Annotated in this window: 27 protein-coding genes and 1 pseudogene; 15 read left to right on the forward strand and 13 right to left on the reverse strand. The window is 58.1% G+C overall.

Features of this window, described 5'->3' with window-relative positions; genetic code table 11:
• Positions 1 to 33 precede the first annotated feature (33 nt).
• Complete coding sequence (gene blaOXA, locus IFT84_RS04470) at positions 34 to 813, forward strand: class D beta-lactamase (RefSeq protein ID WP_192117604.1); 780 nt, start codon at positions 34 to 36, stop codon at positions 811 to 813.
• A 50-nt stretch (positions 814 to 863) separates the two neighbouring features.
• Here the strand turns inward: blaOXA and rpsP are convergent, their stop codons facing one another.
• Genes rpsP through ffh form a run of 3 tightly spaced genes read right to left on the reverse strand, consistent with a single transcriptional unit; the run spans position 864 to position 3,162 of the window.
• A complete protein-coding gene (gene rpsP / locus IFT84_RS04475; protein WP_192117394.1) occupies positions 864 to 1,226 on the reverse strand; it encodes a 30S ribosomal protein S16 in 363 nt (120 codons plus the stop codon).
• A 30-nt stretch (positions 1,227 to 1,256) separates the two neighbouring features.
• A complete protein-coding gene (locus IFT84_RS04480; RefSeq protein WP_192117395.1) occupies positions 1,257 to 1,574 on the reverse strand; it encodes a chorismate mutase in 318 nt (105 codons plus the stop codon).
• A 7-nt stretch (positions 1,575 to 1,581) separates the two neighbouring features.
• Positions 1,582 to 3,162: a signal recognition particle protein gene (gene ffh / locus IFT84_RS04485; protein WP_192117396.1), complete on the reverse strand. Its 1,581-nt coding sequence runs from the start codon at positions 3,160 to 3,162 to the stop codon at positions 1,582 to 1,584.
• 268 nt (positions 3,163 to 3,430) lie between these two features.
• Here ffh and IFT84_RS04490 point away from each other — a divergent pair, with 268 nt between their 5' ends.
• Genes IFT84_RS04490 through IFT84_RS04515 form a run of 6 tightly spaced genes read left to right on the forward strand, consistent with a single transcriptional unit; the run spans position 3,431 to position 9,290 of the window.
• The gene (locus tag IFT84_RS04490) at positions 3,431 to 4,432 is read left to right on the forward strand and encodes an MBL fold metallo-hydrolase (protein ID WP_342212830.1); all 1,002 of its coding nucleotides are present in this window, start codon (positions 3,431 to 3,433) and stop codon (positions 4,430 to 4,432) included.
• 55 nt (positions 4,433 to 4,487) lie between these two features.
• Positions 4,488 to 5,372 carry a diaminopimelate epimerase gene (gene dapF / locus IFT84_RS04495; RefSeq protein ID WP_192117398.1) on the forward strand — a complete coding sequence of 295 codons (885 nt, stop codon included), beginning with the start codon at positions 4,488 to 4,490 and terminating at the stop codon, positions 5,370 to 5,372.
• Complete coding sequence (gene mtaB / locus IFT84_RS04500) at positions 5,369 to 6,643, forward strand: tRNA (N(6)-L-threonylcarbamoyladenosine(37)-C(2))-methylthiotransferase MtaB (RefSeq protein WP_192117399.1); 1,275 nt, start codon at positions 5,369 to 5,371, stop codon at positions 6,641 to 6,643. The genes dapF and mtaB overlap by 4 nt, the downstream gene beginning before the upstream one ends.
• A gap of 16 nt (positions 6,644 to 6,659) precedes the next feature.
• Positions 6,660 to 8,033, forward strand: a complete 1,374-nt coding sequence (gene ftsY, locus IFT84_RS04505) for a signal recognition particle-docking protein FtsY (protein ID WP_192117400.1) — start codon at positions 6,660 to 6,662, stop codon at positions 8,031 to 8,033.
• A 43-nt stretch (positions 8,034 to 8,076) separates the two neighbouring features.
• Entirely contained in the window at positions 8,077 to 8,706 is a 630-nt protein-coding gene (locus IFT84_RS04510; RefSeq protein ID WP_192117401.1) for a septation protein A, read from the forward strand.
• On the forward strand, positions 8,703 to 9,290 hold the full coding sequence (locus tag IFT84_RS04515; protein WP_192117402.1) for a DUF2585 domain-containing protein: 588 nt from the start codon (positions 8,703 to 8,705) through the stop codon (positions 9,288 to 9,290). Before IFT84_RS04510 ends, IFT84_RS04515 begins: the two co-directional genes overlap by 4 nt.
• Here the strand turns inward: IFT84_RS04515 and IFT84_RS04520 are convergent.
• From IFT84_RS04520 to ccmA, 5 genes and pseudogenes are all read right to left on the reverse strand, one after another.
• Positions 9,265 to 9,855, reverse strand: a complete 591-nt coding sequence (locus IFT84_RS04520) for a DsbE family thiol:disulfide interchange protein (RefSeq protein ID WP_192117403.1) — start codon at positions 9,853 to 9,855, stop codon at positions 9,265 to 9,267. The genes IFT84_RS04515 and IFT84_RS04520 overlap by 26 nt on opposite strands.
• Positions 9,852 to 10,016 carry a heme exporter protein CcmD gene (gene ccmD, locus IFT84_RS04525; protein WP_192117404.1) on the reverse strand — a complete coding sequence of 55 codons (165 nt, stop codon included), beginning with the start codon at positions 10,014 to 10,016 and terminating at the stop codon, positions 9,852 to 9,854. The genes IFT84_RS04520 and ccmD overlap by 4 nt, the downstream gene beginning before the upstream one ends.
• A gap of 86 nt (positions 10,017 to 10,102) precedes the next feature.
• A pseudogene (locus IFT84_RS04530) lies at positions 10,103 to 10,849 on the reverse strand (heme ABC transporter permease); the annotation flags it as partial.
• Between the two features lie 51 nt (positions 10,850 to 10,900).
• Positions 10,901 to 11,560, reverse strand: a complete 660-nt coding sequence (gene ccmB, locus IFT84_RS04535) for a heme exporter protein CcmB (RefSeq protein WP_192117406.1) — start codon at positions 11,558 to 11,560, stop codon at positions 10,901 to 10,903.
• Positions 11,557 to 12,195 (reverse strand): heme ABC exporter ATP-binding protein CcmA, encoded by a 639-nt coding sequence (gene ccmA / locus IFT84_RS04540; protein ID WP_192117407.1) that lies wholly within the window; start codon positions 12,193 to 12,195, stop codon positions 11,557 to 11,559. The genes ccmB and ccmA overlap by 4 nt, the downstream gene beginning before the upstream one ends.
• Positions 12,196 to 12,459: 264 nt before the next feature.
• Here ccmA and acnA point away from each other — a divergent pair, with 264 nt between their 5' ends.
• The 4 genes from acnA (at position 12,460) to IFT84_RS04560 (ending at position 17,272) form a co-directional block, all read left to right on the forward strand.
• Positions 12,460 to 15,150: an aconitate hydratase AcnA gene (acnA, locus tag IFT84_RS04545; RefSeq protein WP_192117605.1), complete on the forward strand. Its 2,691-nt coding sequence runs from the start codon at positions 12,460 to 12,462 to the stop codon at positions 15,148 to 15,150.
• Between the two features lie 164 nt (positions 15,151 to 15,314).
• Entirely contained in the window at positions 15,315 to 16,034 is a 720-nt protein-coding gene (locus IFT84_RS04550; protein ID WP_244651101.1) for a DUF1223 domain-containing protein, read from the forward strand.
• A gap of 209 nt (positions 16,035 to 16,243) precedes the next feature.
• Positions 16,244 to 16,765 carry a hypothetical protein gene (locus IFT84_RS04555; RefSeq protein ID WP_192117408.1) on the forward strand — a complete coding sequence of 174 codons (522 nt, stop codon included), beginning with the start codon at positions 16,244 to 16,246 and terminating at the stop codon, positions 16,763 to 16,765.
• 114 nt (positions 16,766 to 16,879) lie between these two features.
• Entirely contained in the window at positions 16,880 to 17,272 is a 393-nt protein-coding gene (locus tag IFT84_RS04560; RefSeq protein ID WP_192117409.1) for a DUF2794 domain-containing protein, read from the forward strand.
• A gap of 71 nt (positions 17,273 to 17,343) precedes the next feature.
• Here IFT84_RS04560 and IFT84_RS04565 read toward each other — a convergent pair whose 3' ends face one another.
• On the reverse strand, positions 17,344 to 17,901 hold the full coding sequence (locus IFT84_RS04565) for a GNAT family N-acetyltransferase (RefSeq protein WP_192117410.1): 558 nt from the start codon (positions 17,899 to 17,901) through the stop codon (positions 17,344 to 17,346).
• A gap of 259 nt (positions 17,902 to 18,160) precedes the next feature.
• The gene (infC, locus tag IFT84_RS04570) at positions 18,161 to 18,697 is read right to left on the reverse strand and encodes a translation initiation factor IF-3 (protein ID WP_342212831.1); all 537 of its coding nucleotides are present in this window, start codon (positions 18,695 to 18,697) and stop codon (positions 18,161 to 18,163) included.
• Between the two features lie 184 nt (positions 18,698 to 18,881).
• Here infC and IFT84_RS04575 point away from each other — a divergent pair, with 184 nt between their 5' ends.
• The 4 genes from IFT84_RS04575 to IFT84_RS04590 all read left to right on the forward strand — a co-directional run bounded on the left by IFT84_RS04575 (position 18,882) and on the right by IFT84_RS04590 (position 23,568).
• Positions 18,882 to 19,703, forward strand: a complete 822-nt coding sequence (locus IFT84_RS04575) for an alpha/beta hydrolase (RefSeq protein ID WP_192117412.1) — start codon at positions 18,882 to 18,884, stop codon at positions 19,701 to 19,703.
• Positions 19,704 to 19,837: 134 nt separating this feature from the next.
• Entirely contained in the window at positions 19,838 to 20,458 is a 621-nt protein-coding gene (locus IFT84_RS04580; RefSeq protein WP_192117413.1) for a transglutaminase-like cysteine peptidase, read from the forward strand.
• 75 nt (positions 20,459 to 20,533) lie between these two features.
• On the forward strand, positions 20,534 to 22,138 hold the full coding sequence (gene xseA, locus IFT84_RS04585; protein ID WP_192117607.1) for an exodeoxyribonuclease VII large subunit: 1,605 nt from the start codon (positions 20,534 to 20,536) through the stop codon (positions 22,136 to 22,138).
• A gap of 338 nt (positions 22,139 to 22,476) precedes the next feature.
• Positions 22,477 to 23,568: a GGDEF domain-containing protein gene (locus IFT84_RS04590; RefSeq protein ID WP_192117414.1), complete on the forward strand. Its 1,092-nt coding sequence runs from the start codon at positions 22,477 to 22,479 to the stop codon at positions 23,566 to 23,568.
• A 2-nt stretch (positions 23,569 to 23,570) separates the two neighbouring features.
• On the opposite strand, the gene coaBC is transcribed toward IFT84_RS04590, so the two are convergent.
• From coaBC to ubiB, 3 genes are read right to left on the reverse strand one after another with little or no spacing between them, the layout of a single operon-like run.
• Positions 23,571 to 24,782: a bifunctional phosphopantothenoylcysteine decarboxylase/phosphopantothenate--cysteine ligase CoaBC gene (coaBC, locus tag IFT84_RS04595; protein ID WP_192117415.1), complete on the reverse strand. Its 1,212-nt coding sequence runs from the start codon at positions 24,780 to 24,782 to the stop codon at positions 23,571 to 23,573.
• Positions 24,782 to 25,258, reverse strand: coding sequence for a GNAT family N-acetyltransferase (locus IFT84_RS04600; protein WP_192117416.1), 477 nt, complete (start codon positions 25,256 to 25,258; stop codon positions 24,782 to 24,784). Before IFT84_RS04600 ends, coaBC begins: the two co-directional genes overlap by 1 nt.
• Before the next feature lie 6 nt (positions 25,259 to 25,264).
• A complete protein-coding gene (gene ubiB, locus IFT84_RS04605) occupies positions 25,265 to 26,839 on the reverse strand; it encodes a 2-polyprenylphenol 6-hydroxylase (RefSeq protein ID WP_192117417.1) in 1,575 nt (524 codons plus the stop codon).
• Between the last annotated feature and the right edge of the window lie 4 nt (positions 26,840 to 26,843).

Consider the following 26,843-nt stretch of genomic DNA (forward strand, 5'->3'; position numbering starts at 1 on the left):
CACGTTTCCCTATCCCTGCTTAGCCTTGTTTTCATGGCTGCCTTGCCAAGTCTGGCAACAGCACAAACCCAGTGCCTCGCCATCGCGGATGCTGCAACCGGCACTCTGCTGAAACACGAAGGTGCGGGCTGCGAACAGCGCATCACGCCTGCTTCCACCTTTAAAATAGCCATCAGCCTGATGGGGTTTGACAGCGGCGTTCTGAAGGACGAGCACAGTCCCGCTCTGCCATTCAAGGAAGGCTACTCTGCCTGGCGGCCAAGCTGGAAGCATACCACCGATCCCGCCTACTGGATGAAGGAATCGGTTGTCTGGTATTCGCAGGAGATTACCCCGCGCATCGGCGCAGATAAGTTTGCCGCCTACCTGAAAGCCTTTAACTACGGCAATGCTGATGCATCCGGCGATAAGGGTAAAAACAACGGACTGAAGCGCGCATGGCTCAGTTCCTCGCTCCAGATTTCGCCGATGGAGCAGATGGCGTTTCTGACCCACATCGTCAAACGAGAGTTGGCGGTCTCGGATCACGCCTATGACATGACCAGCAAAATCACCAAACTCGATTCGTCAATCAGCGGCTGGGAGGTGCATGGCAAAACCGGTGCTGCGGCACCCCGCAATGCCGATGGCTCGCTGGCAGAAGACCGCCCCTATGGCTGGTTCGTCGGCTGGGCGACCAAGGGAAAGCGCACGATTGTGTTTGTCCACCAGATACAGGATGCAGCAAAACAGGAGGTCTCGCCCGGCTTTCGCGCCCGCGACGCGTTGCTTGCGATGCTGTCAGACGTATTGGCTAAAATCGAGCAGCCCTGAAACAAAAAAGCGGCAGTTGCCCGCCGCTTTTTATTGCTTTGACTGATTGCTTATTCAGCGGCAGCAGCGGCTGCGTCAGCGGCCTTCTGGGCGGCTTCGGCGGCGCGTTCCTGTGCCTTTTTGCCAGGCTGGCCCTTGGTTGGGTTGGCGCGGGTGGCGCGCTCGGCAAGGCCGGCTTCTGCCATGAAGCGCAGAACACGGTCTGTCGGGATGGCGCCGTTGGAAACCCAGTACTGAAGGCGCTCGCCGTTCAGTTCAACGCGCTTTTCGTCGCCCTTGGCAAGCATCGGGTTCCAGGAACCAACCTTTTCCAGAAAGCGGCCATCGCGTGGGCTACGCGCGTCGGCAACGACGACCTGGTAGTAAGGACGCTTTTTGGAACCACCGCGTGCAAGACGAATTTTCAATGCCATTTTATTTCTCCTGATAGATGAATGTCCGCCTCAGGCGGATTTTTCGTTTGCACCGCTGAGATCAGCGGCAATTGCTTCGTGATGTCGGATAACCTCGCGGATGATGAAGTTGAGAAACTTCTCCGCGAAATCCGGGTCCAGATTGGCATCCTTCGCCAGACGGCGAAGGCGGTCGATCTGGTATTCCTCGCGTGCCGGATCGGCAGGCGGCAATTCATGGGTGGCCTTCAAAATGCCAACCGCCTGCGTACAGGCAAAACGCTCCGCCAGCATATGCACCAGCGCCGCATCGATATTGTCGATGGACTGGCGGTATTTTGATAACTGTTCTTTGACCTGATCCGTCATAACTGGCTCACTTTTTCTTCGGTAGACCGGGAAGACTGCCCATACCCGGTAGTTTGGGGCCACCGAGGCCCGGCAAACCGCCGCCAAGACCGCCCATTCCGCCAAGGCCCCCCAAGCCTTTTGTCAGGCCTGCGGCTTCCGCCTGCTTTTGAAGTGCTTCGAGCTGCTTGGGGTCCATCTTGGACAGATCGGGCATACCGCCCATACCGCCCAAACCACCCATACCGCCGCCAAGTCCCATCTTGGCTGCCATACCACCCATCATCTGCTTCATCATGCCGCCCTTGCCCTTGCCGCCCATCATTTTCATCATGTCGGCCATCTGGCGGTGCATTTTCAAAAGCTTGTTGATATCAGCGGCATCCGTACCCGAACCGGCCGCGATGCGCTTCTTGCGCGAATGTTTCAGCATATCAGGATTGGCGCGCTCGGCCTTGGTCATGGAGCCGATAATGGCAAGCTGACGGTTGAATACGCTTTCATCCAGACCCGATGCAGCCACCTTGTCCTTGAGCTTGCCCATGCCGGGCATCATGCCCATAATACCGCCCATACCGCCCATCTTCTGCATCTGGCGCAACTGGTCGGCCAGATCGTTCAGGTCGAATTTGCCAGTCCGCATCTTGGCGGCCATGGCAGCGGCTTTTTCCGCATCGATGTTTTCGGCAGCGCGCTCCACCAGGCTGACGATATCGCCCATGCCCAGAATGCGGTCCGCCACGCGCCGGGGGTGAAATTCCTCCAGCTCGCTCATCTTTTCGCCAACACCAATCAGCTTGATCGGCTTGCCGGTGACGGCGCGCATGGATAGCGCGGCACCGCCACGGCCATCGCCGTCCATGCGGGTCAGCACAAGGCCGGTAATGCCGACGCGCTCATCGAAGTTGCGTGCAAGATTGACAGCGTCCTGACCGGTCAGCGCATCGGCCACCAGCAGAATTTCATGAGGATTGGCGCGACGCTTGATCTCCGCCATCTCGATCATCAACGGCTCGTCGATATGTGTACGACCGGCCGTATCAAGAATCACGACATCATGGCCGCCCAAACGAGCCGCCTGAACCGCGCGGCTGGCGATATCGGTGGGCGATTGGCCGGGGATGATCGCCAGCGTGTCAATGCTGGTCTGCGCACCCAGTTGGCGCAACTGCTCCTGCGCGGCGGGGCGGCGTGTATCCAGCGACGCCATCAGCACTTTTTTCTTGTCGCGGGTGGAAAGACGGTTGGCGATCTTGCCGGTTGTCGTCGTCTTGCCTGAGCCCTGCAAGCCCACCATCATGATGACGACCGGGGCGGGCGCATTCAAATCAATGCCCACGCCTTCCGAGCCGAGCATTTCGACCAGCTCGTCATGAACGATCTTGACGACCATCTGGCCGGGCTTGATGGCTTTGAGAATTTCCGCGCCGACTGCCTTTTCACGCACGCGCTCGATAAAGCCGCGCACGACATCCAATGCCACGTCGGCCTCCAGCAGCGCGCGGCGCACTTCGCGCAGCGCTGCTGATACATCGGCTTCCGAGAGCGCGCCACGGCCCGTCAATCCATTCAGAATGGAACCAAGGCGATCCTGGAGGTTTTCAAACATCAAACTCACGTCCTTTGTGTTTCGCAAACGCTGTGTGTGCGAAAACGTCGGTATCGCCGCGCCAGAATGCAAGACGCAAAGCCATAAAGCACCCGAGGGCGCAACGCGCTGTCGGATGTTGACCTCCGGGATCTGGTTCAAAGAACTGCCCCGGTCGGCGGCTGCAAGTGTTGAAACTTTAGCGGCAGATGCGCGGGATAAACAGGAACACGCTCAAAAAGTCAAGCATTGCGCAAGGAATGGTGCTTATATTCGCGTCAAAGTGGAGATTCGTGCAGTGAGCAATCCTTATTATACGGGTCGGCCGACCGACCATTTCGATGGGACGCGGTTCTTCAATCCCAATGGCATTGAGCCAGGTGGCTTTGGTGATCTCCTGCGCTGGCAATTCAGCAAGGGCCGTATCAAGTGGGACAAACATTACGAGAATAAATTTCCGCCCGCCGTGCCGGACAGCAAGATTGAGGGCGACGCCCTGCGTGTGACCATGGTCGGCCATGCCTCTTTGCTGATCCAGACCGCCGGTATCAATATATTGACGGACCCGGTGTGGTCCAACCGTGTGAGCCCGTTCTCCTTCATCGGGCCGAAGCGCACCAGCCTGCCGGGCATCGCGTTTTCTGCCTTGCCGCCGATTGATGTGGTGCTGATCACGCACAATCACTACGATCATCTGGACCTCGACACGCTGAAGGCGCTGAATCTCCGCCATCACCCCCTGCTGGTGATGCCGCTGGGCAACGATACGATTGTCGAGGATGCGGCGCCGGGCGCACGCATGGCCGTGCTGGACTGGGGCGACGGCATTAATATTTCCGAAGGTATGGCGGTCTATGCCACGCCGTGCCACCACTGGTCGGCACGCGGCATGAACGACCGGCGCATGGCGCTGTGGTGCGCCTTCGTTATCACCACACCCTCGGGCAATCTCTACCATATCGGCGATACCGGTTTTCACGATGGTATCAATTACCGCGCGGCGGCTGAAGCCTATGGCGGTTTTCGTCTCGCCACCTTGCCGATTGGCGCCTATGAGCCGCGCTGGTTTATGAAAAGCCAGCATCAGAACCCGGAGGAAGCGGTGGAAGGCATGCTGTTGTGCAATGCAGCCTATGCGCTTGGCCACCATTGGGGCGCGTTTCAATTGACAGACGAAGGGCGGGAAGACCCGCCAACGGCGCTGACCGCCGCGCTGACCAAGCGCAGCATCGAGCCAACGCGCTTTCGCGCCATGCACCCCGGCGAGGTATTCGATATTCCATTGGGATAATCTAGCAATCGCCGGGAAATTCCTTCATATACGGGCAAAATAATGAGTACTGACCATGCAACAGACTGTACCTTTTGCCCGTATGAACGGACTGGGAAACATAATCCTGGTGGTGGATATGCGTGGGCGCACAGACCGGGTGACACCGCAGGCGGCCATTGCGCTGAATGCCGATCCGGCAACCGCGTTCGACCAGATCATGGCGATCCATGATCCGAAGGCCGAGGGCACGGACGCGTTCATTGATATTCTCAACTCCGATGGCACCAAATCGCAGGCCTGTGGCAACGGCACGCGTTGCGTGGTGCAGGCGCTCTCGGCGGAGAGTGGCCGCAAGCACTTCGTGTTTCACACCGTGGCGGGCATTCTGAACGCGGATGAGCATGAGGATGGCACGATTTCGGTGGACATGGGCAGGCCGGAATTTGCCTGGGACAAGATACCGCTGTCGGAAGAATTTGCCGATACGCGCTCCATCGAGCTGCAAATCGGCCCTATCGATGCGCCGGTGCTGCATTCTCCCTCGGTCGCTTCCATGGGCAATCCGCATGCGATTTTCTGGGTGGATCAGCCCATCGATACCTACGATATCAGGCGCTTCGGTCCGCTTCTGGAAAACCACCCCATGTTTCCCGAGCGCGCCAATATCACGCTGGCGCGGGTGCTTTCGCCCACCGAGATCGATATGCTCACATGGGAGCGCGGCGCGGGGCTGACGCTTGCCTGCGGTTCTGCCGCCTGTGCCACCGCAGTCAGTGCGGCCCGCACCGGGCGCACAGGCCGCGATGTCTGGCTGAACCTGCCCGGCGGACGCATTCACATTCTGTGGCGCGAGGATGATCACGTCATCATGACCGGACCGGCAGAATGGGAGTTTTCCGGCACGGTCGATCCGGCAACCGGCATTTTCGCGCGTGACACCGAGGCGCTGGCGTTTTGAGCGGTGTCGAAGTCATAACCTTCGGCTGTCGCCTCAATACCTACGAATCCGAGGTTATGCGGGCAGAAGCTGAAAAGGCGGGGCTGAACAACGCCATTCTCGTCAACACCTGTGCAGTGACCAGCGAGGCGGTGCGACAGGCGCGCCAGGCCATCCGCCGTGCACGGCGCGACAATCCCCACGCCCGCATCATCGTCACCGGCTGCGCAGCGCAGACGGAAAAGCACACCTTTGCCGATATGACCGAGGTTGATGCGGTGCTGGGCAATGAGGAAAAGCTGAAAAGCGCTTCCTATCGCAAGCTGCCGGATTTCGGCGTTTCGGCGGAAGAAAAGCTGCGCGTCAACGACATTATGAGCGTGAGGCAAACCGCGCCGCAGATGGTGAAGCTGATTGACGGGCATGTGCGCGCCTTCATTCAGGTGCAAAATGGCTGCGACCATCGCTGTACCTTTTGCATTATTCCCTTTGGTCGCGGCAATTCCCGCTCCGTGCCCATGGGCGCGGTGGTGGAGCAGGCGCGAAAGCTGACGGAAAGCGGTTACTGCGAAATCGTGCTGACAGGGGTGGATGCCACCAGCTACGGCGCGGACCTGCCCGGCCAGCCCACGCTTGGCCTGCTGGCAAAGACGCTGTTGAAACAGGTGCCGGACATTGCCCGTCTGCGGCTATCCTCCATCGACAGTATCGAGGCGGACAGACACCTTTTGAACCTGATTGCCGATGAGCCGCGCTTCATGCCGCACCTGCATTTGTCGCTGCAACATGGCGACGACATGATTCTCAAACGCATGAAGCGCCGCCATTCGCGCGCCGATGCGCTGGCCTTCTGTCAGGATGTGCGTCGCTTGCGGCCTGATATCAGCTTCGGCGCGGATATGATTGCCGGTTTCCCGACGGAGACGGAGGAGATGTTCGAGAACGCTGCAACGCTGGCGGAAGCGTGCGGCATCGCGCATTTGCACGTTTTTCCCTACAGTCCCCGGCAGGGAACGCCCGCCGCCCGTATGCCGCAGCTGGACCGCGCGCTGATCAAGGAGCGGGCCGCCCATTTGCGCGCGCGTGGTGACACGCTGCATCGGGCGCACCTCACGTCCATGGTGGGAAAGTCCGTGACCCTGCTTGTCGAAAACAACGGACTGGCGCATACGGAAAACTTCACGCTGGTGGATGCAACGGGCTTGCGCCCCCGCGACCTTGTTTCCGTCGTCATCACCGGCCACAATGGCAGGCACCTGACCTTTCAGCATCAACAGACGGCTGCGGCCTGATAGACCGGATTGACCAATGGCCCTTGGCTTTATCAAAAAAGTATTCTCCTTCGGCAAGGACGAGGTCATTACCGTCGGAAATGAGGAGGTCATTACCTTCGGAAATGAAGAGGTCATTGAGGACGTTCAGAGTGTTGAAGGACCGGCGCAGACACAGGAGCCCGTTTCCAGCGAGCCAATGCCTGTGGACCTGCCGCCTGAGCCGGAAGCAGAGCGGGAAAATGCGGGGATTTCGGGTGAGTTGACACCTGTCAACTTTATCGAGCCGACCGAACTTCTGTTTGATGATGAAGTTGAACCGCTTCCGCTTCCCGATATTGAGCCTGTGCCCAGCCTGCTAGAGCCGCTCCTACCAGAACCGCTTGTGGCAGAACCGGCCCCAGCCACGCTCCCCACCTTGCCGCAAGGCTTTGTGACCGCCGCCCCCGTTGTGGGGGAAGAGCCTGCGCCGGATGGCCCGCGCCTTAGTTGGTATCAGCGGCTGCGCCAAGGCCTGTCGCGCACCTCCTCACAGTTGACCGGGCAGATTGCCAGCCTGTTTACCAAGCGCAAGCTGGACGACCAGACGCTGGAAGATCTGGAAGATCTGCTGTTGCAGGCCGATCTCGGCGTGGAGACGGCCCTGCGCATCACCGATACGCTGGCGTCCGAGCGCTACGGCAAGGATGTGACCGGTGAAGAGGTCAACCGCATCATGGCACGCGAGATCGTCAAAGTGCTGACGCCTGTGGCAAAGCCGCTGGCGCTGGACCTCACGCACAAGCCTCATGTCATTCTGGTTGTCGGCGTCAACGGCACGGGCAAAACCACCACCATCGGCAAGCTGGCTGCAAAACTGTCCGGCGCAGGGCTGAAAGTGATGCTGGCGGCGGGCGATACGTTTCGCGCGGCCGCGATCGAGCAGCTCAAAATCTGGGCGGACCGCACCGGCTCCGACATCGTGTCTTCCAAGCTTGGTGCCGATGCGGCGGGGCTGGCCTACGAGGCTTTTGAACAGGCGCGACTGAAGCAGAGCGACGTGCTGATCATCGACACGGCCGGTCGCCTGCAAAACAAGACCGAATTGATGGCGGAGCTGGAAAAAATCGTGCGTGTGCTGACCAAGCTTGATCCCGATGCCCCCCACACCGTTCTGCAGACGCTGGACGCCACCACCGGCCAGAACGCCCTGCAACAGGTGGAGATTTTCCGCAATGTGGCGGGTGTCAACGGCCTGATCATGACCAAGCTGGACGGCACCGCGCGCGGCGGCATTCTGGTGGCCATTGCCGCCAAGCACAAATTGCCGGTCTATTTCATTGGCGTTGGCGAGGGCATCGACGATCTTGAACCTTTTGAGGCGGAAGAATTTGCGCAAGCCATCTCAGGATTGCCGCAAAGCCAGCATTAGAGCACACCGCAGTCACATACAGCGACGAACCGGAGACTATCATATGTCCATTTTCGAGGGCCGCCAGCCCCGCAAAGAAATCGGCCCGCTTCTCAAGATGGCCCTGGAACTTGGGCCGCTTCTGGTCTTCTTCTTCGCCAATTCGCGCGGCGAATGGCTGGCGACGCGCTTTCCCTTTCTGGCAGACCTCGGCAAGCCGATCTTCATCGCCACCGGCCTGTTCATGATTGCGACCGCAGTAGCGCTTGCCGTGTCATGGGTGCTGACGCACAAGCTGCCGATCATGCCGCTCATTTCAGGCATCGTCGTTTTTGTGTTCGGTGCGCTGACGCTCTATCTGCAAAATGATACCTTCATCAAAATGAAGCCGACAATCGTCAACACGCTGTTCGGCGTCATCCTGCTCGGCGGGTTGTATTTCGGTAAATCGCTGCTGGGCTACGTCTTCAACTCGGCCTTTCAACTCGATGCAGAAGGCTGGCGCAAGCTGACGGTTCGCTGGGGCGTGTTCTTCCTGTTTCTGGCGGTTCTGAACGAGGTTGTCTGGCGTGCGTTCTCGACGGATTTCTGGGTGGCGTTCAAGGTCTGGGGCACTATGCCCATCACCATCGCCTTCACCCTGTCGCAGATGCCGCTCATCCTCAAGCATTCCGTACCAGAAACCAAGCCATGACATCTGCATTTCCTGTCGCGCCGCAGCGCACCATCAACCCTTGGATTGTCGCATGTCTGGCGATCATTGTCGTGCAAGCTGTGGTTTTATTTGCTATGGGCCGCGTGCCGATCTGCACCTGTGGCACGGTGAAGCTGTGGGAGGGCGTGGTCAATTCCAGCGGCAACTCCCAGCACCTGAGCGACTGGTACACGCCGTCGCACATCATTCACGGCTTTCTGTTCTACGGGCTGGCGCATCTCGTCTTGCGGCGCAAGCCGCTGGCCGCACGACTATTTCTGGCGTTGTTCATCGAAATTTCGTGGGAAATTCTGGAAAACACCCCCATGATTATCGAGCACTACCGCGCCAACACCATGTCACTGAACTACTACGGTGACAGTATTCTGAACTCGGTGATGGATACGGTATTCATGACGGTCGGTTTCCTGCTGGCGTGGCGTCTGCCGGTGCTGGTCACAGTAGGCCTCGCACTCGCCATGGAACTGATCGTCGGCATCGTGATCCGCGATAATCTGACGCTGAACGTGCTGATGCTGGTGTCGCCTGTCGAGGCAATCAAGACCTGGCAGGCTGGGGCGTAAGGGCCTTTTCGATAGCAGGCATAAGTTCCTCGCGCACGGCTTTGTCATCGAACGGCCCGACCTTCTTATAGAGAATCGTGCCATCGGCGCTGACAAGGTAGGATTCCGGAATGCCATAGACACCCCAGTCGATGGCGGCCTTGCCGTTGGGGTCTACGCCAATGGCTGCAAAGGGATTGCCGAGTTCGCCCAGAAACCGCAGGGCGTTCTCCGGTTTATCCTTATAGTTCAGCCCGACTACATTGAGGCGGGTGTCTTTCGACAACCGCAGGATCAGCGGATGCTCGTGGCGGCAGGGAACGCACCACGAGGCCCAGACATTGACGAGGGTCAGCTTGCCCGCAAAGGCTGCCTTGTCCAGTGTCGGCACACCGGACCCTTCAAGCGGCTGCAAAGCGAGCGCGGGTGCGCGCTCCCCGATCAAAGCGGAGGGAATAATGCTGCTGTCCTTATCCGCCAGAAGCTGGCTGCCGAACACACCCGCCAGGCCTAGAAACAGAATGAGCGGCAAAAGGGCCAAAGCAACGCGAAGGCCCGCACCTTTTTCTGGCGATTCCCCGCTCATGTCGGGTCCTGTTGTCGAGACGCGCGGCGGATGCCCGCAGCCTCCAGCGTCTTCAACTCTTGTCGCCGGTTGATGCCATCAATCACGACCCAGACAATCAACGCTGCGACGGTCACGGCAGCGCTGAGATAACAGAGCAAAACATAGGTCGTGTGGGTCATACTATGCTCCCCGCGCCCTTAGGGTCTTTTGTTTCGTTTGTCTTTTCAGGAAAAACGGTTCCCAGTTTTCCCTGATAAACGCTAGCGGCACTGCGGGCTGCCTTGCGCCGCATGGCGCTAACGCGACGCCGCCAGATTTCGTTGCGCATGGCCATGATGTGCAGCGTGAAAAACAGCAGGCTGAAAGCCGCAGCCATCACCAGAAGGGGCGTTAGAAATTCACCGTCAATCGCTGAGCCGCCCATGCGTATAACACTGGCTGGCTGGTGCAGCGTGTTCCACCATTCCACGGAAAATTTGATGATAGGAATATTGACGAAGCCAACCAGAATCAGAACCGCCGAAACCCGGGCAGCGCGGCTCGGGTCATCCATGGCGCGGCTGAATGCAATCAGGCCGAGATACATCAGGAACAGCACGAAAAAGGAGGTCAGCCTTGCATCCCAGACCCACCACGTGCCCCACATGGGCTTGCCCCAGAGAGAGCCGGTCACAAGGGCGAGGAAGGTAAAGGCCGCGCCGAGCGGCGCTGCCGCCTTGGCCGACACGTCCGCCAGCGGATGCCGCCAGACCAGCGTTCCAAGCGCGGACGCCGCCATGACACAATAGCACATCATCGCCAGCCAAGCGGCTGGCACATGCACATACATGATGCGCACCGTCTCGCCCTGCTGATAATCGCCCGCGCTGGAGAAGCTGAAATACAGGCCGATGGCGAAGGCAAGGACAGTCAGCCCGGCCATCCACGGCAGAACAGCCTTGGCCAAGGCCAGAAACCGTGTCGGGTTTGCCAGATCGCTGACTTTACGAATGCTCAGGCTGTTATCGCTCATGATATGGTTTCTAGCGCGGTTGAACCCGCGCTGCAATTGATCCGCGTCAAGTCAGTCGGCTCCATGTTTCAGTGCCAAAGCGGCAGAAACAGGACCGATGACGGCAAAAAACAGGGTGATGGCTGTGAGGATCAAAAAGGGCGGCAGAAACGGTGCCGGGTCCTCCACCGCCGCCGTGACAGCGCTGACCCCGAAAATCAGCACAGGAATTGCCAGCGGCAACACCAGAATGGAGACCAGCAGCCCGCCCCGTGGCAAAGCCACGGCCACAGCCGCACCTACGGCACCAATGAAGGTGATGGCGGGTGTGCCGACCAGAAGGGTCAACAGCGTTGCGCCAATGGCACGGGCCTCCATGTTCATGAACAACCCCAGAAAAGGCGCCGCCAGCACCAGTGGCAGGCCGGTTGCGACCCAGTGCGCCAGACATTTCACGAGAACGATCAGTGTCAGCGGCGTCTCCTGCATCAGCATCAGGTCCAGCGCTCCATCATCGCGTTCGGCCTGAAACAGGCGGTCGAGCCCCAAGAGAGAAGCCAGAAGCGCGCCGATCCACAGGATTGCCGGTCCGATGCGCGATAACAGGTTGAGGTCCGGACCGACGCCGAAGGGAATGACGGCCACGACCGTCATGAAAAACAGAACGCCGATGAGTGCGCCGCCACCGCCCCGCACAGCCAGCTTCACGTCCCGCACAAACAGGGCGATCATGCTGCATCCTCTACGCCCGAAAAGCCGGTCATGACGAGTTGGGTCGCGTTGGCAATCCCCAGCGCTTGATGGGTGGCCGCAATCAGAATGCCGCCCTCCTGTGTGTGGTCGTTCATCAAATCGGCAAACATGGTTTCAGCGCTGGTATCCAAAGCGGCTGTCGGCTCATCCAGCAGCCAGACGGGCCGGTGGACCAGAAGCAGCTTGGCCATGGCGGCACGGCGCTGTTGGCCCTGACTAAGGGTGCCGAATGGCAGATGCAGAATATCGCTGAGACCCACACGCTCCGACGCTTGCGCCGCGCTCGATCGCAGGTCGGCCGAATCAGCCGCCATGAAGCGCTGCCAGAAGATGAGATTTTCAAGCAAGGTCAGTTCCCGCTTCATCGCATTGCGATGGCCGAGATAATGACAGGCACTGGCAAAGCTGCGCGGTTCATCACGCGTTTCCGTGAGCCAAACCTGCCCGCTTTCCAGCGGCAGCAGACCTGCCAGCGCGCGCAGGAGCGTAGATTTTCCCGCACCGTTGCGACCTGTCACCACCAGCGCCTCGCCGCTTTCAAGCGTGAAAGAAATATCGTTAAAAATCAGATCCTCGCCGCGCCGGGCGCTTAACCGTTCCGCTTGCAGCCGCATCTGTTCGCGTTTTCCTCATGTCATCATCGCAAAGGCTAAAAATTCTTGATTTTCAGTCAGATTGGTCTGGCACGTTTGAAAGAAATTATCTATATGCACATCAACACGCCAGCGGTCGGCGTGAAGATCATCCAAGCGCCGAACTCGGAAAAACTTTCCGCGTGCGGACAGCGGAAATGGCCGTACCCGCATCCCATTCGCGCTCAACGCGCTACGGGCGTTCGCACGTCAAATTTTGGCGATCAGACGGAACGGGGTAATCCAGTGTCCAAGTCGATTGACAGTTTCAATTGTCGTTCAACCCTTGAAGTGAACGGTAAGGAATACGTTTACTACAGCCTGATCAAGGCTGAGCAGAACGGCCTTGCCGGTGTTTCCAACCTGCCCTATTCCATGAAGGTGCTGTTGGAAAACCTGCTGCGCAACGAAGATGACCGCTCTGTCAAGAAGCAGGACATTCTGGCCATTGCAGCCTGGTTGACCAACAAGGGTAAAGCCGAGGCTGAAATTGCCTATCGCCCCGCCCGGGTGCTGATGCAGGACTTTACCGGCGTTCCCGCCGTGGTCGATCTGGCCGCCATGCGCGATGCCATGGTGGCGCTGGGTGGCGACCCGGAGAAGATCAATCCGCTCGTTCCCGTCGATCTGGTGATAGACCACTCCGTGATCGTTGACGAATTCGGCACGCCAAGCGCTTTCGCCCGCAATGTGGAGCTGGAATATGAGCGCAATGGCGAGCGCTACCGCTTCCTGAAATGGGGCCAGCAGGCGTTCAAAAACTTTCGCGTTGTGCCGCCCGGCACCGGAATCTGTCATCAGGTCAATCTGGAATATCTGGGCCAGACCGTATGGACCAAGGATGAAGACGGCGAAACCATCGCCTACCCCGATACCTGCGTGGGCACCGACAGCCACACCACCATGATCAACGGCCTTGGCGTTCTGGGCTGGGGCGTGGGCGGCATTGAGGCGGAAGCTGCCATGCTGGGCCAGCCGGTTTCCATGCTGCTGCCGGAAGTCATTGGCTTCAAGCTGACGGGCCGCCTGAAGGAAGGCGTGACCGCAACCGACCTCGTGCTGATGGTCGTGCAGATGCTGCGCAAGAAAGGCGTCGTGTCGAAGTTTGTCGAGTTTTACGGCCCCGGTCTGGACAATATGACGCTGGCCGACCGCGCCACCATCGGCAATATGGGCCCGGAATATGGCGCGACCTGCGGCTTTTTCCCGGTCGATGGCGAAACCATTAACTACCTCACCATGTCCGGCCGCGAAGAGGACCGCATTGCACTGGTGGAAGCCTATTCCAAGGCCCAGGGCATGTGGCGCGAAGGAGACGGCGAAAACCTGATCTTTACCGACACACTGGAACTGGACCTCGGCGAAGTTGTGCCCGCCATGGCTGGCCCGAAGCGCCCGGAAGGCCGCATTCCGCTGGAACTCATCTCGTCGGGCTTTACGTCATCGCTGGAAGGCGACTATCGCAAGCCCGGCCAGTTGCATGACCGGTATGCCGTCGAAGGCACGGATTTCGATCTCGGCCATGGCGATGTGGCGATTGCCGCCATCACGTCGTGCACCAACACGTCCAACCCATCCGTGCTGATTGCTGCCGGTCTTCTGGCCCGCAATGCGGTCGCAAAGGGCCTGACCAGCAAACCATGGGTGAAGACGTCGCTGGCACCGGGAAGCCAGGTGGTTGGTGAATATCTGGAAAAGGCCGGTTTGCAGGTCTATCTGGACAAGATCGGCTTCAACCTCGTCGGTTTCGGCTGCACCACCTGCATCGGCAACTCCGGTCCGCTGCCAGCGCCCATCTCCAAGACCATCAACGAGAAGGGCCTGATCGTATCGGGCGTTCTGTCCGGCAACCGCAACTTTGAAGGCCGTATTTCACCGGACGTTCAGGCGAACTATCTGGCCTCTCCGCCGCTGGTCGTGGCCTACGCGCTGGCCGGTACGGTGCAGAAGGACCTGACGGTTGACCCGATCGGCAACGATCAGGATGGCAACCCGGTTTACCTGCGGGACATCTGGCCGACCTCGCACGAGATTCAGGAGTTCATTCTGAAATTCGTGACGCGTGAGCTGTATTCGGCCAAATACGCCGATGTGTTCAAGGGTGATGAAAACTGGCAGGCCGTGCAGGTGCCAGCGGGCCAGACTTACGCATGGGACGACAACTCGACCTATGTGCAGAACCCGCCCTACTTCGTGGGCATGGGCAAATCCGGTGCGGGCATTTCCAACATTCGGGGTGCGCGGGTGCTGGGCCTGTTTGGTGACAAGATCACCACCGACCATATTTCGCCTGCGGGCTCCATCAAGGCGGCATCGCCTGCCGGTAGCTATTTGATGGACCACGGCGTTGGCGTGGCCGACTTCAACCAGTACGGCACACGGCGCGGCAACCATGAAGTGATGATGCGCGGCACGTTCGCCAACATCCGTATTCGCAACCACATGCTCGGACCGAACGGCAAGGAAGGTGGCTACACCATCCACTATCCATCCAAGGAAGAGATGTCGATCTACGATGCGGCCATGCAGTACAAGGCCGAGGGCGTTCCGCTCGTCATCTTCGCCGGTGTGGAATACGGCAACGGCTCATCGCGTGACTGGGCAGCCAAGGGCACCAATCTCCTCGGTGTAAAAGCCGTTATCGCACAGTCGTTCGAGCGTATCCACCGCTCCAACCTCGTGGGCATGGGCGTTATTCCGTTCGTGTTCGAAGATGGCACCACATGGCACACGCTGGATCTCAAGGGTGACGAAGTCGTCACCATCGAGGATCTGGAAAACGTGCAGCCGCGTGAAAAGCGCACCGCTGTCATCACCTATGCCGATGGCACGGTGAAAAACGTGCCGCTGATCTGCCGGATCGATACGCTGGACGAAGTGACCTACGTCAACAATGGCGGTATTTTGCAGACGGTTCTGCGCGATCTCGCTGCGTAATTTCTTTCCAATATCAAAACGCCGGGGGCAATCTGCTCCCGGCGTTTTTGCGTGCTCACTGCAAATTGACTTTCCGTTGAAGCAAGATGAACGCTAGAACACTGACAGTCCTCCTCATGGAATCCACCCGTATGCATTCATGCCTGTCAGTTCTGTGTTGTGTCATGTCGGCGTGGATGGTGTCCGGCGCACAGGCAAGTGATATGGCTGCTCCAAGGGGCGTCGTGGAACTGTTCACCAGTCAAGGCTGTGTATCCTGTCCCCCCGCCGATGCGGCGTTTGCCAAGCTGGCGCAACAGGGCGATGTGGTGGCGCTGGCCTACCATGTGGACTACTGGAACTATCTGGGGTGGGTGGATACGCTGGGCTCCAAGGAAAACACCAGCCGCCAATATGCCTATGCCAAAATGCTGGGACGCCACGGGGTCTATACGCCGCAGGCTATTTTGAATGGCCGCGAGCATACCAATGGCGCTGATTTGAACGGCATCAATACACGGCTGAAGCAGCTGCAAAGCACCGCCAAGGGGCTGACCACGCCGGTGCACGCAGCGGTGAATGGCGAGGAAATTACTATTGATGTCGGCGGTGTCCCCGGACAGACGGGCAAGGCCAATGTTGTGGTGGTCTATTTCACCCGCCAGCAAACGGTAGCGTTGGAAAAGGGTGAGAACACCGGCCAGACGGTGGACTACTGGCACGCGGTCAGCACCATCCAGACCGTCGGCATGTGGGACGGCATGACCAAGCGCTACGTGATTCCCGCCACGGTGCTGAAAAGCCAGAAGAACGACGGCGCTGCGGTGCTGCTGCAACGGGTGAAAAACGGAAATGTGCCCGCCGCCATTCTCGGCGCAACGGTGATCATGGCACCCCAACCATAACAGTAACTGCGTCAATCTGGCCGTTTCCCGTCAGGATTTTTCAGTTTTCTCTAAACCTCTTGACGGTTATAGAGAGCCATTGAAGTTCCGATAGAGCACTTCCAGCGAACACGTGTTCGCCGGAAGTGCTCTATCCTCTTGTTTGTCGCATTGTCCGGGCGGACAAGTGATTCCACTTGTCCTGGAAATGCTCTAGCGGATAGTTGACCATGAATGCTGTGTATATGCTTTTGTTCGTTGTCGCCGCAGTGGCTGTGGTCATGGCCGCGCATCGCCATCATCCGAACAACCGAAAGACCGCGCCGATCATTGCAACGCTGCTCATGGTGATCGCTGCCCTGCTCTTCGTCAAGCTTCTGACCATCCGGCCCATCGTCATCAATTACGTGCTGTTTGCCGGTGCCTATTACCTCGGCTATCTCGGCGTAACCATGCTGAAAGGCAATATCAGCGCCATACGCCAGAACGTGGACGGGACCGGAGTGGCAGGGGCTATTAAGGCCAATTTGCTGGATCTCCTGTTCTTCATCGCCCTGTTTTCGCAATTTCTGGAACTGGTCAGCCCTTCGTCTTCGTTTTTGATCGCAATGGGCGCGACTTGGCTGGTGATTGAAGTGCTGTTTGCAATGATAAAGGTGCCGGAACGGTTCCGGAGCAATGTGGCCGGTGCGGTGTTGATTGTTGTTGCTGCCGTCGGCGGCGTTCGTGCTGTGATGGATTTCTATTACTGACGCTGGCGTACAAGCCTCGCAATTTCGTTCCGGAAGAACCAAATAAGCTCTCTTGCATTTCGATGGGTGTCAGGCACACTGACATATATCTGTAACAGAAGAGGCTGATGAACGATGAGTGATCAACCGGATTTACGGACACACGCCAGCGCAACAACGACCGATGGTATCGTTGATCTGCAAACCTACCGAAAATCCCGGGACGCGCTTCCTGTTACGTTTCATCGCCGCGAACTGGATCTTATTCTGCGCATTTATGGCCGCATGGTGGGCGATGGCGAATGGAAAGATTACGCCATTGATCACGGTGTAGAGAAAGCCGTGTTTTCCGTTTTCAAGCGCTCCGGTGAAGCACCGCTGTTTCAGATTGAGAAAAATCCGAAGCTTGCAGCCAAACAGGGGGCCTATAGCGTGGTCAATGTGCACGGCACCATCTTGAAGCGGGGGCACGAGCTTGCGCAAGTGCTCAAAGTCTTTGACAAGGCGCTGAAGCTGGTAGACCGCTGATTTCCCGCTAAGCGCAATTCCTTCTACGTCTGGACCATGCCTCAAAACAAAAGCTGGCGCAGGAACGCCTGTCAACTTTTATAGAGCGTTTCCGGGTACACGCCTTCCTGCGGAAGCGACTGCGCACCCTCCCCCAAGGCCAGTTGCATGATGGTGGTATCCAGCCAGCGGCCATGTTTCAGCCCTGAGGCTTTCATAACGCCACCATCTTCAAAGCCCGCCGAGCGATGCACGCCAATAGAGGCCGGATGCGCGCCACCGATAACGGCAACCATTTGCCGGAACCCAAGGCTCGCACATCGAAAAACCAGTTCCTGCAGCAAGGCTTTGCCCACGCCCTGGCCGCGTGACTGCGGCGCCAGATAAATGGAATCCTCCACCATGAACCGGTAGGCCGACCGTGTGCGGAATGCAGATGCGTAGGCGTAACCAAGAACAACGCCGTCGTCATCAATAGCAACAAGGTAGGGGTATCCCAAATTGGTGATCGATTCGAAGCGGCCCGTCATTTCCGCCACCGAGGGCGGATCGATTTCATAAGTCGCAACGCCGTTCAGGACCGATTCGGCGTAAATGGCAGTGATAGCGTCCAGATCAAGGCTAGTGGCATTGCGAATCGAAAAGGTCATGGGCGCGGATCTCTGAACAAGCTTGGGTAACAATCAGGCATAAGCAGATTGCAGGCGTTGATCAAGCAGCCGTTTGCATGAGACAGAGCCGAAAGCCTGTCGTTTCATCGGTCATGATATGGAGGATTGGTGAGGGCACCATTGGCGCCAAGCGGTTGCTCTGACTGAGTGTCCAGTCGCAAAAGAGAGGCCGCTTTTATCGGAGATGTTCTCTGTGTGGGTGCGCGGCCGCAGCCGCGCTCGCCACCGATTTGAAAAGTTACTTCGGTGCCAGAACCATCATCATTTGACGGCCTTCGAGCTTTGGCTCAGCTTCGACCTTGGCGATGGTGGTTGTGTCTTCCTTTACCTGAAGCAGCAATTTCATGCCAAGCTCCTGGTGCGCCATTTCACGACCGCGGAATTTCAGCGTCACCTTCACCTTGTCGCCTTCGTCGAAGAAACGATTCATGGCCTTCATCTTCACCTCATAATCATGGGTGTCGATGTTGGGACGCATTTTAATTTCTTTGACTTCGACAATCTTCTGCTTCTTGCGCGCTTCGGCTGCCTTCTTCTGGGAGGAGTATTTCAACTTGCCCAGATCGAGGATTTTACAGACCGGCGGCTCTGCATTCGGCGAGATTTCCACCAGATCGAGACCGGCCTCTTCAGCCATTGCCATTGCCTGATCGGTGGGGACGATACCTTGGTTATTGCCCTCGGCATCAATGAGCTGAACCCGGGGAATCCGGATTTCCTTGTTGGCGCGCGGCCCGTCTTTTGTGGGGGCGTCCGCTTTGAACGGTCTGCGAATGGTCGTATTCTCCTCGAATAATTTCAGATATGTGCTGTAAGTCAGTCCCGCAAAAAGCGCAACACGCGGCAGGTTAGGACTGCTACGGAAATGTATATAGCATAGCGCCACACAAAAATCACCATGGCCGTAACGTTTTGTCCTATCCGTTCTCGGCAAATTGCAAGTCTCAAGGAGTTTACCCATGCCTGCCCAGCGCACCGACACCCTGACCCTTGGCGAGGGCGCGTTCGCCCGAACGCTTGCGCTGCGTATTCTGGACGCTCAGGACGGCAACAGCCTGCCGCAACTCGTTTGGCTCGGTGGCTACCGCTCCGATATGACCGGCACCAAGGCCGTGGAACTAGAAGCCCATGCCGCTGCCACAGGGGCCGCGTGCCTGCGCTTTGATTATTCCGGCCATGGCGCATCCAGTGGACGGTTTACCGATGGCACCATTTCGCTCTGGCTGGAAGATGCGCTGGCCGTCATCGCCCATGCCGGTGGCCCCCGCATGGTGCTGGTGGGCTCCTCCATGGGTGGCTGGATTGCGCTGCGGCTGGTTGAGGAACTGCGCCGCCGGGGCGAAGGCCATCGCATTGCCGGATTGGTGCTGATTGCGCCTGCACCCGATTTTACTGCGGCATTGATTGAACCACAACTGACGGAAGCACAGCAGCTATCCCTGAACGAACGCGGTTACTTTGAAGAGCCAACCCCCTATGGCCCGGATGCCAATGTGTTTACCAAAGCGCTGCTGGATGACGGACGGCAAAATCTGGTGCTGACCGGCATGATAGAAACCGACTGCCCCGTGCATATCCTGCAAGGGATGGAAGACCCCGATGTGCCCTATATGCACGCCATTACGCTGATGGAGCATCTGGTCTGTGACGATGTGGTGATGACGCTTATCCGCGATGGTGATCACAGGCTGTCCCGCCCGCAAGATATCGAGAAGATGAAGGAGGCCATTGCCGCCGTTTGCGCACATGCGCCGAATGCCGGTATCAGTACGCCAAAATGATGAACGGAAATTAACCATCTTTGCGCATGACGCAATTCTGAACGTTGACTTAACGCTCACAACAATCTTAACTCTTTGTTAACGATTGAGGGCGGGAACAAACACTCCCTCGAGTTTCGTCTGAGGGACGTGCAATGGTGCAATACGCGTGGATTTCCGGGCTTACCGCAGCGCTGCTGGCGTTGTTTCTCTCAGCCCCTATCGCTGTTCCCGCAGAAATGCGCACGCAAAGCTTTATGAAGGTTGGTGCTGTTACCTCGCAGCCCATTGGCCACTATGAATTTTGCCGCACCTACAAGAGCGAATGCAACATCCGCACACGCCCCGCTGCCCCGCCCCATGTGACGGATGCCGGATGGCAGGTGATCCGCGATATCAATACCGCCGTGAACCTAACCATCAAGCCGGTCACCGATCTGGAGCTCTACGGCAAGGATGAGGTCTGGGCCTATCCGGTAACGGCTGGTGACTGCGAGGACTTCGTGCTGCTGAAACGTAAAAAGCTAATGGAGCGCGGCTTTTCGCCTGCCGACCTGCTGGTAACTGTGGTGCGCAAGCCCGATGGTGAAGGCCATGCGGTGCTGACGCTGCGCACCTCCGCCGGTGACTTTATTCTGGACAATCTCGAAGATGCCGTAAAGCCTTGGACGGACACACCTTATCGCTACCTCAAGCGTCAGGCCTCGTTCAACACGGGTAAGTGGGTTTCCATCGAAAACGGCGCAGAAGTGCTGGTCGGTTCGGTCGGCAACTGAAATCCGGTTTGAGCAATTCAGTTTGAACAGGGCAAAGCTGCCCTGTTCAAACCTCGGTCTGTCAGGCAAAATAGCATTATGAGCCTTTTTGATACTGATACCGCCAGCAATCTCGTTGAATATTCCGTTTCGGAGCTTTCCGGTTCCATCAAGCGCACGGTTGAGCAGGCGTTCGATCAGGTGCGGGTGCGCGGCGAAATTTCGGGCTATCGCGGTCCCCACTCCTCCGGCCATGCCTATTTCTCCCTGAAAGACGACCGCGCACGCATTGAAGCGGTGATCTGGAAAACCACGATGGCGCGGTTAAAATTCCGTCCCGAGGAAGGGATGGAAGTAATCGCCACCGGCAAGATCACCACATTCCCCGGCTCTTCAAAATATCAGATCGTCATCGAATCACTGGAGCCAGCGGGAGCCGGGGCGCTGATGGCGCTGCTGGAAGAGCGCAAGCGCAAGTTTGCCGCCGAAGGTCTGTTTGAACAGAGCGTGAAGAAAGCGTTGCCCTTCATGCCAAGCGTGATTGGCGTGGTGACATCACCGACCGGCGCCGTTATTCGCGATATTCTGCACCGGATATCGGACCGGTTTCCCGTCCATGTCATCGTCTGGCCCGTGCGGGTGCAAGGTGATGGCGCGGGCAATGAGGTGGCCGCGGCGATCACCGGTTTCAATAGCCTCACACACGATGGCCCTTTGCCGCGACCGGATGTTCTAATCGTGGCACGGGGTGGCGGCAGTCTGGAAGACCTTTGGTGCTTCAACGATGAAGCCGTGGTGCGGGCGGCAGCGGGCTCTGTCATTCCCCTGATTTCGGCTGTCGGCCATGAGACCGATTGGACGTTAATTGACTACGCGGCAGACCGCCGCGCGCCGACGCCAACCGGGGCGGCTGAAATGGCAGTGCCGGTGAAGGCCGATCTCGAAGCACAACTGTCAGCGCTCACGGCGCGGCTGAAGGCAGCGGTCAACCGGCGCATGAGTGACCATGCCCAGGAGGTGCGTGCCCTTGCCCGGGCGTTGCCATCGCTGGACCAGCTTTTGGCCCTGCCCCGCCGCCGGTTTGATGACGTTGCCACGGGTCTTGCCCGCGGATTGCAGATGAACACCGTGAACAAGCGGCGCACGCTGGAGCAGATGGCAGGCCGCCTGCGCCCGGATATGCTGGTAAACCGGCTGACGGACCGCCGCCAGAAGCTGACCGAAAATGCCCTGCGGCGTGAGCGGGCCGTGGAGCGAATGCTGGCCCGCCATCGTCATGCCATCACCGGGGCCGATGCGGCTTTGCGGGCCTTACCGGCACGATTGAGCGGACAGGTGCACCGCGCGCAGGACCGGGTTGCCGGGCTTGGCCGTCGTACCGATAGCGCAATTCTGAACGACGTCCGGGCTAAGAAGGCATCATACCTCAGCCATGGACGGATGCTCGATTCTCTATCCTACAAAAATGTGTTGAGCCGGGGCTATGCCTTGGTGCGCGATGCGGATGGTCATCCGGTGAAAGCGGCGGCGGAGTTGATAGCAGCAACGCTTGTGATTATTGAGTTTGCGGACGGTCAGGTCGGTGCGCTGACCAGCGATACGCTAACCGCCCAACCGGCAGCGGTAACATCTGCCAAAAAACGGGGTGCGAAGGGCACAGGTCGCGCGGATGTCTTGAAAAAACAAGGCTCTCTTTTCTAGAGCCTCTCTGCTTTTACGTATATCCGGAGGTAAAACCGCTGCGCACTTTGACTGGAAATGCTCCAAAGCGAGAGCATGAAACAAAAGCCGAGGATGTTGATGCTTTTGGGACACGACCCTCTATACACTCCAATTGCGAGAGTGTTATAAGATACTAAAATAGTATTCTGGAATCATAGATGCCTGCACACGGATTAGAGCGTGGCGATATCCTTACCAATATCGGCATCATAGAAGACTTGCTGGCCTCCAATCGCTGGCGATTGACATTCCCCGCTGATATTGAGCGGTCGTTTGAAAAAGACTCCAGTGACCGGAACGCGCGCAAACAGGCGCTGTTGATTCTGACCGGCAGCGTCATTTTCAACATTTTTCTGCTGACTGACTACTATATGGATCCGGCGGTCTTCTGGGTAGCGCTGAAGCTCCGCCTGACAACAATCACTCCCTGTCTCATTATTGCAGCAATCATGGTTTACCGAAAAACAATCCAGTGGATTGTCGATCTCATGTTTGTCGCGTCCATGGCCGTCGCATCCCTGATTATAGCTGCGGTCATTGCTATCAGCGACACCAATGCAAGCGACGCTTATCGAAGTACATTTATCGTGCTTTTGATTTTTGCAGCCATGGTGGTTCGTGTGCGGTTTCGATGTGCCGTTTACGGTTCCATTTTTCTCTTTGCAGGATTCCTGTTCACGTTTTCCGGCACCTATCGGGACATGATGTTTCGGGACGCCACCTATTGTTTTGTTTATATGATTGCCAGCGCTTTTCTTTTGTATGGCAGCTACATGCTGGAACGCGAGACTCGGCTGAATTTTCTGTTCTCACGATTGCAGGCACTGAAAAACGCTGAATTGAAAACCGTCAGCCTGCTGGACGCATTGACCGGATTAAACAATCGAAGGTCTCTGGATGAGGAATTGTTGCGACTTGAGACTCTTGCAGCGAGCGATGTGAGCCAGTCGTATGATTTGGGCGTTCTGGTTCTCGATATCGACCATTTCAAACAATTCAATGATAAATTCGGCCATCAGGCCGGAGATCAGTGTCTTATTGCCGTTAGTGCGGTGCTAAGGCGAACCCTACGGGCGGGACAGGATCGGGCGTACCGCTATGGCGGTGAAGAATTTATTGTTTTGCTGGACACAAATGACGACCATGCGCTGCTTCTGACCGCTGAACGGATACGTTTGGCCATTATGGAAGAAGCTATACCGCATATGGCAAGCTCAACCCACCGCGTTGTCACCGTCAGTATCGGTGCTGCGCGCGGAGTGCTCAACACGGTGACAGCCAAACATATCATAGAGGCGGCGGACAGCGCGCTTTATGCCTCCAAAGCCAACGGGCGAAATAGATCCTCTGTTGGCAAGGTCAGTTCCAGATTATCCATGTCTTTATCGCCGAGACAGACCGCGCTCTGAGTTCAACGGGCGGGCAGCCAGCCTGCAATCCGCTCCGCCAATTGCTCGGACACTTCGGTCTTTGTCATTTCCGGCCATCTTTGTGTACCGTCGTGGCCAATCAGCAAGATACTGTTTCGATCTCCGCCCATGATGCCTGTGGCGGGTGATACGTCATTGGCTAGAATGTAATCGGCACCCTTGCGCTGGAGCTTGGCAAGACCGTTGGCCTCAACATTCTGGGTTTCCGCCGCAAAGCCGATGACAAGGCGCGGGCGTTGGGCGTGATGGCCGACAGTGTTCAAAATATCCGGATTTTCCGAAAGAATGAAGGTGGGCGGCGTTGCGTCTGCGGTCTTCTTCAGTTTCTGCTGCGAATCACCTTGCACACGCCAGTCGGCCACAGCGGCCACCATAACGGCGATGTCGGCAGGCAGATGAGCCATGACGGCATCATGCATCTCCTGAGCGCGCTCGACGTGAATCGTCGTCACACCGGCTGGATCAGGTATGGAAACCGGGCCGGACACCAGCGTGACGGAGGCTCCAAGCTTTGCCAGTGCTGCCGCAATCGCGTGGCCCTGCTTGCCGGACGAGCGGTTGGCGATGTAGCGAACCGGATCAATCGGCTCATGGGTCGGGCCGGAGGTGACAATAGCCGTTCGCCCGGCGAGTGGCGTGTACTGCGGCGCAAGCAGCGCTTCGGCTGCCGCGACGATGGCCAGAGGCTCGGCCATCCGGCCCAGCCCTGCCTCGCCGCTTTCCGCCATTTCGCCTTTTTCCGGACCGATAAAATGAATGCCATCGGCTTTCAGTGTCTGGGTGTTGCGCTGTGTTGCCGAATGCGCCCACATGGCGGGGTTCATGGCAGGGGCGATCAGAACCGGGCGATGGGTGGCAAGCAGCACGGTCGAGGCCAGATCATTGGCAAGGCCATGTGCCATTTTTGCCATCAGATCGGCAGTGGCAGGAGCCACTACGATGAGATCACAGTCGCGCGCCAGTCGGATATGGCCGACATCCTGTTCGTCCTCACGAGAGAACAGGTCCGTATAAACATGATCCGCCGCCAGAGCGCCCACCGCCAACGGCGTGATGAACGCCTGCGCGCCTTCCGTCATGATCGGCCGCACGGCTGCGCCGCGCTCCCGCAACCGGCGGATCAGATCAAGGCTTTTATAGGCGGCGATACCGCCAGCGATGATCAACACGATGCGTTTGCCAGCCAGTGTCATCAGCGCTCTACCCGGCTTTCTCTCGAAAAGATAAGGACGTCCATTCCGTCCACGTCTCGCTCCAGCATTTTCCAGCCTTGCCGCATATAGTAGTCGGAAATATCCGGTTTTGCATACAGATAAACCTGATCATGACCGAGGGCAAACAGCCGGCGAAGCAAGTCCGAAATCAACGTTCGCGCAACACCGATGCGCCGGTGTTGCGGCTCAACCCAAAGCGCCGCAAGCCAGGGCGTATATTGTGGTCGCAACTCGAAATCCGATTCAATACCGCTGACGCTGCCAAGGTAGGTACCGCTTTCATTCACAGCGACCAAGGTCAAAGGAAATGGATCGTTGGTCGCAGTGCCCTCAACCAGGTCTGCAACCTCGTCAAGCCGGTAGCCATCGTCCCGCCACCAAGCTTGCCAGACGCGCTCTGCGATAACAGACTTATAGTGAGGCGCGTCAACCAGCGTGTGAACGGTATAGTCCATGGCAGGTCACGATATCAGGTAAGCAATATAGGCCAACAGACCCGCAATCACCCACAAGGCTACACGGCCCGAGCGTGTGTGGCGCGCCTCGGCCTTGCCGATAGCCTGCGCCGTCAGCGGATCGAACCGCAAGCCGTGCTCCGCCATGAGGGTGACCTCGCGCGAAAAGGCTTCGGTCTTGGCGGCAATTTCGGGGGCAGCTTCGGCGAGCCGCACGGCGGCGTGGAGGCTGGCCTTGAGATCGGTGATGATGCGCTTGGGCCCGAGATTGTCGGCAATCCATTGTCCGACCACCGGCTCGGAGGCTTTCCACATGTTAAAACGCGGGTTGAGCGAGCGGGCAACGCCTTCCACCACCACCATGGTTTTTTGCAGCATCACCAGTTCGGTGCGGGTTTCCATATCGAACAGTTCCGTCACTTCAAACAGAAGTGTCAGCAGTTTGGCCATGGAGATGGTTTCGGCGGGCTGGCCGTGGATCGGCTCGCCGATGGCGCGGATCGCCTGCGCAAAGCTCGCGACATTATGATGCCCCGGCACATAGCCCGCTTCAAAATGCACATCCGCCACACGGCGATAATCGCGGGTGATAAAGCCGTAGAGAATTTCCGCCAGAAACCGCCGCTCCTTCGGGCCCAACCGCCCAGCGATGCCAAGATCGACCGCGACGATAACGCCGGTCGGGTCCACAAACAGATTGCCCTGATGCATATCGGCATGGAAAAATCCATCGCGCAGCGTATGGCGCAGAAAAGACTGGATCAGTGTATCGGCAAGCCTGTTCAGATCGTGTCCGGCGCGTTTCAGCCCCTCGACATCCGACATCTTCACGCCGTCGATCCATTCCATCGTCACGACATCGCGGCCCGTGCGTTCCCAATCGACCTTGGGCACACGGAAGCCGGGATCGTCGGCGGTATTTTCACCGAGTTCCGACAGGGCTGCAGCTTCCAGCCGCAAATCCATCTCCACCTTGGTGGTCTGCTCCAGCGTGCGCGTGACCTCGACCGGGCGCAGACGCCGGGAATGGGGCACAAAACGCTCCTGCAAATGCGAGACGGCATACATGGCTTCCAGATCATTGGCGAAACGCTGGCGCACGCCGGGGCGAATGACCTTGACGGCCACCTTTTCCTCGCGGCCATCGCGCAGCACGAACGCCGGATGAACCTGCGCCATGGATGCTGCCGCAATCGGCGGGTCAAGCCGGGTATAGAGTTCACCGACCGGGCGGCCAAGGGCACCCTCAATGGTCGCCACCGCATCCGCCATCGGGAAGGTTGCCATGCTGTCTTGCAGAAACGCCAGATCGGCAGCAAAATCGGCACCCACCACATCGGGCCGGGTCGCCAGAAACTGGCCGATCTTGACGTAGGACGGGCCGAGACGACCAACGGCGCGGGCCAGCCGGTCGCTTCTCTCCTGCTTTTTGGCGCGGGGCTTGGCCAGCAACCCGGCAGCCGATTGGCCCAGCCGCGCGAGTGCGGGGAGATTTTCGGATGGCAGCGCGGTTATAACACCTTCTCGCGCCAGCACCCAGCCAATGCGGATCAATCGCGCATATGCGCCAAATGTGCTCATACGC

Source organism: Rhizobium sp. CFBP 8762 (assembly GCF_014841565.1).
In the GTDB taxonomy this organism is placed as follows: domain Bacteria; phylum Pseudomonadota; class Alphaproteobacteria; order Rhizobiales; family Rhizobiaceae; genus CFBP-8762.

Bases quoted from the DNA above. Each gene is read 5' to 3' on its own strand.
- blaOXA (WP_192117604.1), top strand. From the start codon at position 34: ATGGCTGCCTTGCCAAGTCTGGCAACAGCACAAACCCAGTGCCTCGCC.
- rpsP (WP_192117394.1), bottom strand. From the start codon at position 1,226: ATGGCATTGAAAATTCGTCTTGCACGCGGTGGTTCCAAAAAGCGTCCT.
- IFT84_RS04480 (WP_192117395.1), bottom strand. From the start codon at position 1,574: ATGACGGATCAGGTCAAAGAACAGTTATCAAAATACCGCCAGTCCATC.
- ffh (WP_192117396.1), bottom strand. From the start codon at position 3,162: ATGTTTGAAAACCTCCAGGATCGCCTTGGTTCCATTCTGAATGGATTG.
- dapF (WP_192117398.1), top strand. From the start codon at position 4,488: ATGCAACAGACTGTACCTTTTGCCCGTATGAACGGACTGGGAAACATA.
- ftsY (WP_192117400.1), top strand. From the start codon at position 6,660: ATGGCCCTTGGCTTTATCAAAAAAGTATTCTCCTTCGGCAAGGACGAG.
- IFT84_RS04510 (WP_192117401.1), top strand. From the start codon at position 8,077: ATGTCCATTTTCGAGGGCCGCCAGCCCCGCAAAGAAATCGGCCCGCTT.
- IFT84_RS04515 (WP_192117402.1), top strand. From the start codon at position 8,703: ATGACATCTGCATTTCCTGTCGCGCCGCAGCGCACCATCAACCCTTGG.
- IFT84_RS04520 (WP_192117403.1), bottom strand. From the start codon at position 9,855: ATGAGCGGGGAATCGCCAGAAAAAGGTGCGGGCCTTCGCGTTGCTTTG.
- ccmD (WP_192117404.1), bottom strand. From the start codon at position 10,016: ATGACCCACACGACCTATGTTTTGCTCTGTTATCTCAGCGCTGCCGTG.
- ccmB (WP_192117406.1), bottom strand. From the start codon at position 11,560: ATGATCGCCCTGTTTGTGCGGGACGTGAAGCTGGCTGTGCGGGGCGGT.
- ccmA (WP_192117407.1), bottom strand. From the start codon at position 12,195: ATGCGGCTGCAAGCGGAACGGTTAAGCGCCCGGCGCGGCGAGGATCTG.
- IFT84_RS04550 (WP_244651101.1), top strand. From the start codon at position 15,315: ATGTCGGCGTGGATGGTGTCCGGCGCACAGGCAAGTGATATGGCTGCT.
- IFT84_RS04555 (WP_192117408.1), top strand. From the start codon at position 16,244: ATGAATGCTGTGTATATGCTTTTGTTCGTTGTCGCCGCAGTGGCTGTG.
- IFT84_RS04560 (WP_192117409.1), top strand. From the start codon at position 16,880: ATGAGTGATCAACCGGATTTACGGACACACGCCAGCGCAACAACGACC.
- IFT84_RS04565 (WP_192117410.1), bottom strand. From the start codon at position 17,901: ATGACCTTTTCGATTCGCAATGCCACTAGCCTTGATCTGGACGCTATC.
- IFT84_RS04575 (WP_192117412.1), top strand. From the start codon at position 18,882: ATGCCTGCCCAGCGCACCGACACCCTGACCCTTGGCGAGGGCGCGTTC.
- IFT84_RS04580 (WP_192117413.1), top strand. From the start codon at position 19,838: ATGGTGCAATACGCGTGGATTTCCGGGCTTACCGCAGCGCTGCTGGCG.
- coaBC (WP_192117415.1), bottom strand. From the start codon at position 24,782: ATGACACTGGCTGGCAAACGCATCGTGTTGATCATCGCTGGCGGTATC.
- IFT84_RS04600 (WP_192117416.1), bottom strand. From the start codon at position 25,258: ATGGACTATACCGTTCACACGCTGGTTGACGCGCCTCACTATAAGTCT.
- ubiB (WP_192117417.1), bottom strand. From the start codon at position 26,839: ATGAGCACATTTGGCGCATATGCGCGATTGATCCGCATTGGCTGGGTG.